Here is a 13,310-nt window from a genome sequence, read left to right on the forward strand (position 1 = left end):
ATTTTCAATTAAGAATAAATTAAAGACATAAAAAAACCCGCCGAGGCGGGTTTTTACGTTAAGAGCTAAAGAACAGGATTATGCCTGGCCTTTGATCTCTTTACGACCGTTGTACGGTGCTTGTTCACCCAGAGCTTCTTCGATACGAATCAGCTGGTTGTACTTAGCAACGCGGTCAGAACGGCTCATAGAACCAGTTTTGATCTGGCCTGCAGCGGTACCAACAGCCAGGTCAGCGATGGTAGCATCTTCAGTTTCGCCAGAACGGTGAGAGATGACAGCGGTGTAGCCAGCGTCTTTCGCCATTTTGATCGCAGCCAGAGTTTCGGTCAGAGAACCGATCTGGTTGAATTTGATCAGGATGGAGTTAACGATGCCTTTTTCGATGCCTTCTTTCAGGATCTTGGTGTTGGTTACGAACAGATCGTCACCAACCAGCTGGATTTTGTCGCCCAGTACTTTAGTCTGGTATGCGAAACCGTCCCAGTCAGACTCGTCCAGACCATCTTCGATGGACACGATCGGGTACTGTTTGGTCAGTTCTTCCAGGAAGTGAGTGAATTCTTCGGAGGTGAACGCTTTGTTGCCTTCGCCAGCCAGAACGTATTTACCGTCTTTGTAGAATTCAGAAGCTGCACAGTCCATCGCCAGAGTGATGTCTTTGCCCAGCTCGTAGCCAGCTGCTTTAACCGCTTCAGCGATTACAGCCAGAGCTTCAGCGTTGGAACCCAGGTTCGGCGCGTAGCCGCCTTCGTCACCAACTGCAGTGTTCATACCTTTAGCTTTCAGAACTTTAGCCAGGTTGTGGAACACTTCAGAACCCATACGAACGGCTTCTTTCAGAGTCTTAGCGCCAACCGGCTGAATCATGAATTCCTGGATGTCGACGTTGTTGTCAGCGTGCTCACCACCGTTGATGATGTTCATCATCGGAACCGGCATGGAGTATTTACCCGGAGTACCGTTCAGTTCAGCGATGTGTGCATACAGCGGCAGGCCTTTAGCAGCAGCTGCTGCTTTGGCGTTCGCCAGGGACACAGCCAGGATGGCGTTTGCACCGAAGTTGGATTTGTTTTCAGTACCGTCCAGATCGATCATGATCTTGTCGATGCCAGCCTGATCTTTAGCATCTTTACCCAGCAGAGCCTGAGCAATTGGGCCGTTAACAGCTGCAACAGCTTTCAGTACGCCTTTACCCATGAAACGGGATTTGTCGCCATCGCGCAGTTCCAGTGCTTCGCGGGAACCAGTAGAAGCACCTGACGGAGCTGCTGCCATACCAACGAAACCACCTTCCAGGTGTACTTCGGCTTCAACAGTCGGGTTACCACGGGAGTCGATGATTTCACGACCGATGATTTTAACGATTTTGGACATTAGATTTTCCTCAGTACAAGTTAAACTAAAACTCCAGACAAACAATGCACCCTGATGGGTGCATTGCCGTTCTAACTTATTTACTTCTTACTTCGCCTGACGCTTCTGATGTTCACTGGCGGCTTTCACAAAGCCGGCAAACAGCGGGTGCCCATCACGTGGCGTGGAAGTAAATTCCGGGTGGAACTGACAGGCCACGAACCACGGATGATTCGGTACCTCAATGATCTCGACCAACTGATCATCACCGGAACGGCCTGCAATACGCAGACCCGCAGCTTCAATCTGTTTCAACAGCATATTGTTGACTTCGTAACGGTGGCGGTGGCGTTCAACAATTGTCGGCGCGCCGTACAGTTGACGAACCAGGCTATCGTCGCTCAACTGACACTGCTGCGCACCAAGACGCATAGTGCCGCCCAGATCGCTCTTCTCGGTACGGACTTCAACGTTGCCGTCTTCATCGCGCCATTCGGTAATCAGGGCCACCACCGGGTACTTACAGTCTGGCACAAATTCCGTGGAGTTGGCGTTGTCCATACCCACTACGTTACGTGCAAACTCAATCAACGCAACCTGCATACCCAGGCAAATGCCCAGATAAGGAATATTGTTCTCACGCGCAAAGCGCGCCGTCGCGATTTTACCTTCAACACCACGGTAGCCGAAGCCGCCAGGGATCAGGATTGCATCAAGACCTTTCAGGATCTCAACGCCACGCGTTTCGACATCTTGTGAATCGATCAGCTTGATATTGACGGTGACACGATTCTTCAGACCGCCATGCTTCAGCGCTTCGATAACTGACTTATAGGCATCCGGCAGTTCAATGTACTTGCCGACCATACCGATAGTCACTTCGCCTGCCGGATTCGCTTCTTCGTAGATAACCTGTTCCCATTCTGACAGATTAGCTTCCGGACAGTTCAAGCTGAATCGTTTACAAATATAATCGTCAAGGCCCTGAGATTTCAACAGGCCCGGGATTTTATAGATGGAATCGACATCTTTCAGAGAAATCACCGCTTTTTCCGGAACGTTACAGAACAATGCAATTTTTGCACGTTCATTAGCCGGAACTGCGCGATCGGAGCGGCAAATCAGGATATCTGGCTGAATACCGATAGAAAGCAGCTCTTTTACAGAGTGCTGAGTCGGTTTAGTTTTGACTTCACCTGCCGCCGCCATGTACGGAACCAGCGTCAGATGCATAAACAGCGTGTGCTCGCGGCCAATTTCTACGGCCATCTGGCGAATCGCTTCAAGGAACGGCAGAGATTCGATATCCCCAACGGTTCCGCCGATTTCAACCAGAACAACATCATGACCTTCACCGCCTTCCAGAACACGCTCTTTAATGGCATTCGTGATGTGCGGGATAACCTGAACGGTCGCGCCCAGGTAGTCGCCACGGCGTTCTTTACGCAGAACGTCGGAGTAGATACGACCGGTAGTGAAGTTGTTGCGGCGGCTCATTTTGGTACGAATGAAGCGCTCATAGTGACCCAGGTCCAGGTCGGTTTCAGCGCCGTCTTCGGTAACGAACACTTCCCCGTGTTGGATTGGGCTCATAGTACCTGGATCGACGTTGATGTACGGATCCAGTTTCATCATGGTTACATTGAGGCCACGGGCTTCAAGAATGGCTGCCAGGGAGGCTGCGGCAATGCCTTTTCCCAGAGAGGATACGACCCCGCCGGTCACAAAAATATAGTTCGTTGTCATGCTGGACCTGAGAAGTTAGGGTGAAACGATGGAATTACCAAGACGGGAAAGTAGTATACCCGAACATGACGAGCGCCACAAACTTTCATTATTCCTCCTCTTCACCAGGCTCACATTAACATCGGGAGTGAGAAAATAGCCCCTTTGGGGTAAATGTTTTTGACGTAAATCAAGCGCTTGTTATTTAAAAAATCACACAAATCGCCCTTGACCGACGAAATCCCTTAGAGATCAATTTCCTGCCGTTTTACCTGTTGCCAGACTTCTTCCATAGTTTCCAGATCAACACCAGTCATTTCCAGACCGCGAGCCGCCACAATTCGCTCAACCTCACGAAAACGTCGCTCAAATTTCTCGTTCGCTTTTTGCAAAGCAGTCTCTGCTTTAGTGCCTAAATGCCGGGCCATATTGACCGTGGCAAACAGCAGATCGCCCATTTCCTCCTCCAGTTTAGCCTGGTCGACAACAGCCTGCTTCGCCTCAAACATGACTTCGTCGATCTCTTCGTAAACCTTGTCGACAACCGGTCCTAATGTTTTCCAGTCGAAGCCAACATTTGAGCAGCGTTTCTGGATTTTTTGGGCGCGCATTAATGCCGGTAAACTACGGGGAATATCGTCGAGCGCGGAATGCTGTGCCTTCTCAGCACGTTCTTCGGTTTTGATTTGCTCCCAACGGGTAAGCACCTCGGTGCTGTTACTTGCAGAAACATCAGCAAAAACATGCGGGTGGCGGCGTTCAAGCTTATCGCTTATCGCTGCGCAGATATCATCAAAGTTGAAGCGCCCTTCTTCCTGAGCCATCTGGGCGTAAAACACCACCTGGAACAGCAGATCCCCCAACTCTCCACGCAGGTCGTCGAAGTCTTCTCGCGCAATCGCGTCCAGCACTTCATAAGTCTCTTCGAGGGTGTAAGGAGCAATAGTGGCGAATGTCTGCTCTTTGTCCCACGGACAGCCGTTCTCCGGGTCGCGCAAGCGCTGCATAATACCGAGCAGTCGGTTGATTTGATTCATTGGAATATCCTGAAATTTCAATACAGTAGGCCGGATAAGGCAACATCCGGCAACATAGCAATGCCTGATGGCAACGCTAACGCGTCTTATCAGGCCTACAAGGTTATCCGGCCTACATAATGATTAATTACCGTGCAGACGACGTGCGTCGATCACATCCGGTACCTGGTTCAGCTTGCCGAGCACGCGCCCGAGCACCTGCAGGTTGTAGATTTCGATGGTCATATCAATGGTGGCAAGCTGTTGTTTGGTATCACTCCGGCTGGCAACTCCCAGCACGTTCACCTTCTCGTTGGCGAGAATCGTGGTGATATCACGTAACAAGCCACTGCGATCGTTGGCCTGGACGCGAACCACCAGCGAATACCCTGCAGAGTAACTTTCGCCCCAGACCGCATCGACAATACGTTCCGGCGCATGGGAACGCAGCTCAGTCAGCTGTTCACAATCCGCCCGGTGCACGGAAATACCGCGTCCCTGGGTAATAAACCCGACAATCTCATCGCCTGGAATCGGCTGGCAGCAGCGAGCGATGTGGTGCATCAGGTTACCTACCCCTTCCACCACGACACGACCGTCGTCTTTACGGCGACTTTGCGGTGCGTGCGTTTTCTGCTGAAGCTGTTTCAGCGCGGCGGCATCCTGTTCGGCAGCGCTTGGCTTATTAAACTGCGCCTGCAGGAAATTCACCATCTGGTTGAGGCGGATGTCTCCTCCGCCAATCGCCGCCAACAGTTCATCCAGCTCATTGAAACTGTAGCGCGGCAGCAGATGTTTTTCCGCTTCTTTCAGGCTGATGCCTAAATGCGCCAGTTCATCGTCGAGGATCTGGCGACCTGCAAGAATGTTCTTATCACGGTCCTGTTTACGGAACCAGGCGTGGATCTTCGAACGCCCACGACTGGTGGTTACGTAGCCAAGGTTAGGGTTCAACCAGTCGCGGCTTGGGTTTGGCTGTTTCTGGGTGATAATTTCAATTTGATCGCCCATCTGCAGTTGGTAGGTAAACGGTACGATGCGTCCACCAATTTTCGCGCCAATGCAACGATGCCCCACATCACTATGAATGTGGTAAGCAAAATCGAGCGGCGTGGAGCCTGCAGGCAGATCCACAACGTCGCCTTTCGGCGTAAAGACATACACGCGGTCATCAAAGACCTGGCTACGAACTTCATCCAGCATTTCACCGGAATCTGCCATCTCTTCCTGCCAGGCGATCAGCTTACGCAGCCATGCAATGCGATCTTCATGACCAGAGCGCGCCGCGCCTGAAGCGGTGCCCTCTTTGTACTTCCAGTGCGCCGCGACGCCCAGTTCGGCATCTTCGTGCATCTGTTTGGTACGGATCTGAATTTCAATGGTTTTCCCGCCCGGCCCCAGCACAACCGTATGGATTGACTGGTAGCCGTTGGGTTTCGGGTTCGCGACGTAGTCATCAAACTCATCCGGCAGATGGCGATAGTGAGTATGTACTATCCCGAGCGCGGCATAGCAGTCCTGTAAACGCTCTGCCACGATACGCACTGCGCGCACATCGAACAGTTCATCGAAGGCCAACTGCTTTTTCTGCATTTTGCGCCAGATGCTGTAGATATGCTTCGGACGCCCGTACACTTCAGCTTTGACGCCTTCCGTTTTCATCTCTGAGCGCAAATGACCAACGAACTCATCAATGTAATGCTCCCTGTCGATACGACGTTCATGCAGCAGCTTGGCAATGCGTTTGTATTCAGCCGGGTGCAGATAACGGAAGCAATAATCTTCCAGCTCCCATTTTAATTGCCCGATTCCCAGACGGTTGGCCAGCGGTGCATAGATATTGGTGCACTCTTTTGCCGCCAGAACGCGTTCATCTTCCGGCGCGTCTTTCACTTCGCGCAGATGGGCAATCCGCTCTGCCAGCTTGATGACCACACAGCGGAAGTCATCTACCATTGCCAGCAGCATGCGGCGGACGTTATCGACCTGCTCGGAAGAAACTGAATCGGTATGCGTGGCTTTAAGCTGGCGTATCGCCGCCATATCACGCACGCCGTGGATAAGATGAACAATGGATTTGCCCACGCTCTCGCGCAGGATGTCTTCACTTACCACGTTGGCATCAGCCAGAGGGAACAGCATTGCTGCACGCAGCGTATCGATATCCATGCTCAACATGGAGAGAATTTCTACCATCTCCACACCACGCCACAGCAGCAGATCCGCATCCGGATGCCCCTGTGTCTGCTGGAGGCAGTACGCCCAGGTTTCGGCTAAGCGTTCACACGACTGCTGGCTGGAGATCCCCAGACTCGCGATCCATTTCTTGGGATCAAACTCACCAGCTTTATTTAAATGTGCACTTCTTACCGCAACCATCGTCCTCTCCTTAAGGGGCATGGCCTGTCGAAGTCGACAAGCCGAACCCATTGTCTTTCACACAGCATTACAAGGCGAAATCCAATGGGTATTAAGTTCATTACAAACGCTCAAACAGGACCATTGATTCCAGGTGTCCAGTGTGCGGGAACATATCGAGCATCGCCAGCCGCCGGATGGCATATCCCGCATTGAGCAAAGCATCGCTGTCACGAGCCAGCGTTGCCGGGTTACAGGATACATAAACAACGCGTATAGGTTCTAATTTTATAATATGTTGCATCACACCAGCAGCCCCCGCACGCGCAGGATCGAGCAAAACTTTGTCGAATCCGTTTTTCGCCCACGGCTGCCGGGTAACATCTTCCTCAAGGTTCTCATGAAAGAATGTCACATTGTGTAATCCGTTATTCAGTGCATTTTCCCGACCTTTTTCAACCAGCGCCGGAACACCTTCCACGCCAACCACGCTTGCTGCCCGAGTTGCCAGCGGCAGGGTAAAATTACCCATTCCGCAGAACAGATCGAGCACGCGATCTTCAGGTTGCACATCGAGCCATTCCAGCGCACGAGCCACCATTTGTTGGTTTACCCCTTCGTTAACCTGAATAAAATCGCGCGGGCTGAAGGTTAACCGTAGTCCATTTGAGTCATACCAGGGCGATTCTTCTGATATTGATTCCAGTATCTCGCTTTGCGGGGCCAGAAACAAAGACAGCCCCAGAGAATGCGAAAAGCATTCCAGTTTTTCTTTATCCGCTGCACTTAATGGCGCCGTGTGGCGCAAAATCATCAGGGTTCCGCTCCCTGCCTGCACCAGTTCAACATGTCCAAGGTGGCGTAACCCTTGAAGACTTTCCAGACACGCCCTGAGATGGGGCAATAACGCTTCAAGCTGGGGCACCAAAACAGGGCAGTGTTTGACATCGATAATGTCGCTGGAGCCTGATTTGCGAAACCCCATCTGCAATTTGTGTTCTTTTGGCCGATAGTTCAGGCTCAATCGGGCACGACGACGATAGCCCCACGGCGTATCAGCTATAACATCCGACACGTCACATTTCATTAAACGCGACAACGCCGCGCTTTTACTACGCTGCTGTAACGAGATGCTGGCATGCTGCTGCTGGCAACCGCCGCATACGCCAAAATGCGGGCAACGTGGCACTTCACGCTCAGGGCTGTTGTTCAAACGTCGTTTTACTTGCGCGCGGGCGAACTGTTTTTTATCTTCGGTAATCACCACCTCGGCGCTTTCCTGGGGTAGCAATTCCGGTATAAACAACGCTTTTCCGTTATGGCGAGCGACGCCCTGACCAAAAGGATCGAGGTCATTGACGGTAACGCTTATGATCTGACGCGTCGTCACGCGTCGTTTTGCAGAGTAGAATTGCGCCATCGACGAGATATTTCTCTATTTAACAGTGTGACCCTAATTGTCCCATAACGGAACTCCATGACCAACTACAGCCTGCGCGCACGCATGATGATTCTGATCCTGGCCCCGACCGTCCTGATAGGTTTGTTGCTCAGTATCTTTTTTGTTGTGCATCGCTATAACGACTTGCAGCGTCAACTGGAAGATGCTGGTGCCAGCATCATAGAACCACTCGCGGTCTCCAGCGAATATGGCATGAACCTGCAAAACAGGGAATCTATCGGCCAGCTTATCAGCGTGCTGCATCGTCGCCATTCCGATATCGTGCGGGCAATTTCTGTTTATGACGAAAATAACCGACTGTTCGTCACCTCTAATTTTCATCTCGATCCGTCTGAAATGCAGTTGGCGACAGGTTCACCGTTTCCCCGTAAGCTAAGCGTCACCCGGCACGGGGATATCATGATCCTGCGTACCCCGATTATATCGGAAAGCTATTCACCAGATGAATCCGCCGTAAGCGATGCGAAAAACACCAAAAATATGCTGGGGTATGTGGCGCTTGAGCTGGATCTTAAGTCCGTGCGATTGCAGCAGTACAAAGAGATCTTTATCTCCAGTGTAATGATGCTGTTTTGTATTGGTATTGCGTTAATTTTTGGCTGGCGTCTGATGCGAGACGTAACCGGCCCGATTCGCAATATGGTGAATACCGTTGACCGAATTCGTAGAGGACAGCTCGACAGCCGCGTGGAAGGTTTCATGCTGGGCGAGCTGGATATGCTCAAAAATGGTATCAACTCGATGGCGATGTCACTTGCGGCTTACCATGAAGAGATGCAGCACAACATCGATCAGGCCACCTCTGACCTGCGTGAAACGCTGGAGCAGATGGAAATCCAGAACGTCGAACTGGATCTGGCGAAGAAACGCGCCCAGGAAGCGGCGCGTATTAAGTCTGAGTTTCTGGCTAACATGTCGCACGAACTGCGAACACCGCTGAATGGCGTGATTGGCTTCACCCGTCTTACGCTAAAAACCGAGCTCAACACCACGCAGCGCGATCACCTGAATACCATTGAACGCTCGGCTAACAATCTGCTGGCTATCATCAATGATGTACTCGACTTCTCCAAACTTGAGGCGGGCAAGCTGATTCTGGAAAGCATTCCCTTCCCGCTGCGCAGCACGCTGGATGACGTCGTTACGCTGTTAGCGCATTCATCCCATGATAAAGGGCTTGAGCTGACGCTGAATATTAAGAATGACGTACCGGACAACGTCATCGGCGATCCGCTGCGCTTACAGCAGGTAATCACTAATCTGGTTGGCAATGCCATCAAATTTACCGAAGGCGGCAATATCGACATTCTGGTCGAGAAGCGCGCCCTTAGTAACACGAAAGTGCAGATTGAAGTACAAATCCGCGATACCGGAATTGGTATTCCTGAGCGCGATCAGTCACGCTTGTTCCAGGCCTTCCGCCAGGCGGATGCCAGTATTTCCCGCCGCCACGGCGGTACCGGGCTGGGCCTGGTCATTACGCAAAAACTGGTCAACGAAATGGGCGGGGATATCTCCTTCCATAGTCAACCGAACCGGGGTTCCACGTTCTGGTTCCATATCAGCCTCGATCTTAACCCTAACGTTCTTGTTGACCGCTCAACCACGCTCTGCCTGGCCGGTAAACGACTGGCCTACGTCGAACCGAACGCCACTGCCGCACAGTGCACGTTAGATATCTTGAGCGAAACGCCGTTGGAGGTAATTTACAGCCCTTCATTCTCCGGGCTGCCGAAGGATCACTACGATATTCTGCTGCTTGGCATTCCGGTCACTTTACGCGAACCGCTCACCATGCAGCATGAGCGGCTGGCAAACGCTGCGGCGATGACCGACTTTTTGTTACTGGCCCTGCCTTGCCATGCGCAGATTAACGCCGAGAAGTTAAAACAGGGCGGCGCGGCGGCATGTCTGTTGAAACCTCTCACCTCAACTCGCTTACTGCCTGCGCTGACAGAGTATTGTCAGGTGAATCACAGCGCGGATCCGCTGCTGTTAGACGATAGCAAAATCGCGATGACCGTTATGGCGGTAGACGACAACCCGGCGAACCTCAAGCTGATTGGCGCACTGTTGGAAGATAAGGTGCAGCACGTCGTGCTCTGCGACAGTGGGCATCAAGCGGTGGATCGCGCCAGACAAATGCAATTTGATCTGATCCTGATGGATATTCAGATGCCAGACATGGACGGCATTCGCGCTTGTGAACTAATCCACCAGCTTCCTCATCAACAGCAGACACCGGTCATTGCGGTCACCGCACACGCCATGGCCGGGCAGAAAGAGAAGCTGCTCAGCGCCGGGATGAACGATTACCTGGCGAAGCCTATCGAAGAAGATAAGCTGCATAATCTGCTGTTACGCTACAAACCCGGCGCAAGCACAGCGCTTAGGGCGATCGCCGTTGAACCCGTTGAGCCGGTAGTCAATCCGAATACCACACTCGACTGGCAGTTAGCATTAAGACAAGCCGCAGGTAAAAACGATCTGGCGCGGGATATGCTGCAAATGCTGCTCGATTTTCTGCCCGAAGTACGTAACAAAATTGAAGAACAGCTGGTCGGTGAAAACCCTGAAGGTCTGGTGGATATGATCCACAAGCTGCACGGCAGCTGCGGTTATAGCGGCGTTCCCCGCATGAAAAACCTGTGTCAGCTTATTGAGCAGCAATTACGTAGCGGGACCAAGGAAGAAGAGCTGGAGCCTGAGTTTTTAGAGCTTCTGGATGAAATGGACAACGTTGCGCGCGAAGCGAAGAAGTTGTTGGGGTAATATTCGCAGGAAGGCGGCGTGACCGCCTTATCCAACCTACAACTCAGCGTAATTGCTGCCCGGCTTTAAGCGTTGCGGCCACGTTTCGCGCCGTCATTCGTACGTTGTCGCTCGCGTTCTTTAGCGCCTCATCCAGGGTACAGATGGTATAGATGACGCTGAAAACCGCATCCAGCCCATGCTCGTGGACCACACCGACATCCGCCGTCAGGCTACCGGCAATGCCGATAACCGGTTTGTTGTAACGCTTTGCGACCTTCGCCACGCCAACCGGAACCTTACCGTGAATGGTCTGACTATCAATGCGCCCTTCACCCGTGACCACTAAATCCGCATCCGCAACGCAGGCGTCAAGGTGCAACGCATCCGTTACTATCTCAATACCGCAGCGCAACTGTGCGCCGCAAAACGCATATAGCGCCGCCCCCATACCACCAGCGGCTCCACCGCCGGCCAGATCCAGCACGTTGACGTCCAGATCGCGGGCAATGAGTTGCGCATAGTGCGTGAGTGCCCGATCCAGGCGGGTAATCATCTCCGGCGTCGCCCCTTTTTGCGGGCCAAAAACCGCAGAAGCGCCCTCTTCACCGGTCAACGGATTAGTCACGTCGCAAGCCACTTCAATACGACACGCAGCAAGTCGCTGGTCTAACTGAGAAATATCAATCCGAGCGAGCGATTCGAGGCCAGCCCCGCCATGGGCAATATCGTTATTTTGCGCATCCAGCAATTTTGCTCCCAGCGCTTGCACCATCCCGGCACCGCCATCATTGGTGGCGCTTCCGCCAATTCCAATGATGATATGCTCAACGCCAGCGTCCAACGCATGACGGATTAACTCCCCGGTTCCCCAGGATGTCGTTTTCAGCGGATCGCGTAACCCCGCAGGAACTTGTTCCAGTCCGCTGGCGGCCGCCATTTCGATAAACGCCGAGCGCTCATCACCGGATAAACCATAAAATGCCTGAATTGTGTTGCCCAAAGGGCCGGTAACATCAACATGCACAAGGTGACCTTGCGTTGCGGCAACCATCGCTTCGACCGTTCCTTCACCGCCATCTGCAACCGGAATCTTCACGTAATCCGCATCGGGCCAGATCTCACGAAACCCCTGCTCAATAGCCGTTGCCACTTCAAGCGCACTCAAACTTTCCTTATAGGAATCCGGTGCGATTACTATTTTCATAAAGCATCCTTACGCATGTTGACTGTGTTAAGCATATACCAGGATAAAAACCGCCCTTTAATGGGAGCGGTCCCAGTTCGCTTAGCGTACCATGCACGGACGCTTATTATCAAACGTCCAGTTCGGGATCAGATACTGCATTCCCATCGCATCATCACGCGCCCCCAATCCATGTTGCTGGTACAGCTCATGCGCTTTCATGACCTGATCCATATCCAGCTCCACGCCCAGACCCGGTTTTGCCGGAACCTGCACCATGCCGCCTTTGATTTCAAATGGCTCTTTGGTCAGGCGTTGATTGCCTTCCTGCCAGATCCAGTGGGTATCAATCGCGGTAATTTTGCCCGGAGCCGCTGCCGCGACATGCGTAAACATCGCCAGCGAAATATCAAAGTGGTTGTTAGAGTGCGATCCCCAGGTCAACCCAAACTCATGGCACATTTGCGCCACGCGGACAGAACCCTGCATGGTCCAGAAGTGCGGGTCCGCCAGTGGGATATCCACGGACTGCAACGACAGCGTATGCCCCATCTGACGCCAGTCGGTGGCGATCATGTTGGTGGCGGTCGGCAGACCGGTAGCGCGGCGGAATTCCGCCATCACTTCACGACCAGAGAAGCCCTGCTCGGCGCCACACGGATCTTCCGCATAGGCCAGAGAACCCTTCAGATATTTGCCGATCTTAATCGCTTCGTTTAGCGACCACGCGCCGTTCGGATCCAGCGTGACGCGGGCCTGCGGGAAACGCTTCGCCAGCGCAACGATAGATTCCGCTTCCTCTTCCCCGGCCAGCACGCCGCCTTTCAGTTTAAAGTCGTTGAAACCATACTTCTCATACGCAGCTTCCGCCAGGCGCACTACCGCATCCGGGGTCATCGCCTCTTCATGACGCAGACGATACCAGTCGCACTTCTCATCCGGCTGACTCTGGTACGGCAGCGGCGTTGCCTTACGGTTACCGACAAAGAACAGATAACCCAACATTTCAACTTCGCTACGCTGCTGTCCATCACCCAGCAGAGAGGCGACGTTTACGCCCAGATGCTGACCTAACAGATCCAACATGGCCGCTTCGATCCCAGTAACCACATGAATAGTGGTACGTAAATCAAAGGTCTGCAAACCGCGACCGCCCGCATCACGATCGGCAAAAGTATTGCGTACCGCATTCAGCACGTTTTTGTATTCACCTAACGTTTTGCCTACCACCAGCGGGATCGCATCTTCCAGCGTTTTGCGGATTTTTTCTCCGCCGGGAATTTCACCCACGCCGGTATGACCGGAGTTATCTTTAATAATCACAATATTGCGCGTGAAGAATGGAGCATGTGCGCCGCTCAGGTTCATCAGCATACTGTCATGACCCGCAACCGGAATAACCTGCATAGAGGTAACCAATGGGGTAGAAAATTGTGCGCTCATAATTAAGTCCTTA

At 52.5% G+C, this 13,310-nt stretch carries 8 protein-coding genes; 1 reads left to right on the plus strand and 7 read right to left on the minus strand.

The window, feature by feature from the left end:
* Nucleotides 1-78: 78 nt before the first annotated feature.
* The 5 genes from eno to rlmD form a co-directional block, all read right to left on the minus strand.
* The gene (gene eno / locus WC1_RS05825) at nt 79-1,377 is read right to left on the minus strand and encodes a phosphopyruvate hydratase (protein ID WP_003034129.1); all 1,299 of its coding nucleotides are present in this window, start codon (nt 1,375-1,377) and stop codon (nt 79-81) included.
* An 87-nt stretch (nt 1,378-1,464) separates the two neighbouring features.
* Nucleotides 1,465-3,102, minus strand: coding sequence for a glutamine hydrolyzing CTP synthase (pyrG, locus tag WC1_RS05820; RefSeq protein WP_003034127.1), 1,638 nt, complete (start codon nt 3,100-3,102; stop codon nt 1,465-1,467).
* Between the two features lie 224 nt (nt 3,103-3,326).
* The gene (gene mazG, locus WC1_RS05815; RefSeq protein WP_003034125.1) at nt 3,327-4,118 is read right to left on the minus strand and encodes a nucleoside triphosphate pyrophosphohydrolase; all 792 of its coding nucleotides are present in this window, start codon (nt 4,116-4,118) and stop codon (nt 3,327-3,329) included.
* Between the two features lie 123 nt (nt 4,119-4,241).
* Nucleotides 4,242-6,476, minus strand: a complete 2,235-nt coding sequence (relA, locus tag WC1_RS05810; protein ID WP_003034123.1) for a GTP diphosphokinase — start codon at nt 6,474-6,476, stop codon at nt 4,242-4,244.
* 100 nt (nt 6,477-6,576) lie between these two features.
* Entirely contained in the window at nt 6,577-7,875 is a 1,299-nt protein-coding gene (gene rlmD / locus WC1_RS05805) for a 23S rRNA (uracil(1939)-C(5))-methyltransferase RlmD (RefSeq protein ID WP_016150911.1), read from the minus strand.
* Nucleotides 7,876-7,932: 57 nt separating this feature from the next.
* On the opposite strand from rlmD, the gene barA reads away from it, so the two are divergent.
* Entirely contained in the window at nt 7,933-10,689 is a 2,757-nt protein-coding gene (gene barA / locus WC1_RS05800) for a two-component sensor histidine kinase BarA (RefSeq protein ID WP_003840349.1), read from the plus strand.
* A 43-nt stretch (nt 10,690-10,732) separates the two neighbouring features.
* Here barA and WC1_RS05795 read toward each other — a convergent pair whose 3' ends face one another.
* A complete protein-coding gene (locus WC1_RS05795; protein ID WP_016150912.1) occupies nt 10,733-11,875 on the minus strand; it encodes a glycerate kinase in 1,143 nt (380 codons plus the stop codon).
* 81 nt (nt 11,876-11,956) lie between these two features.
* The gene (gudD, locus tag WC1_RS05790; protein ID WP_003034111.1) at nt 11,957-13,297 is read right to left on the minus strand and encodes a glucarate dehydratase; all 1,341 of its coding nucleotides are present in this window, start codon (nt 13,295-13,297) and stop codon (nt 11,957-11,959) included.
* Nucleotides 13,298-13,310: the final 13 nt, after the last annotated feature.

The sequence above is a fragment of the Citrobacter sp. KTE30 genome, from assembly GCF_000398825.1.
In the GTDB taxonomy this organism is placed as follows: Bacteria; Pseudomonadota; Gammaproteobacteria; order Enterobacterales; family Enterobacteriaceae; genus Citrobacter; species Citrobacter freundii.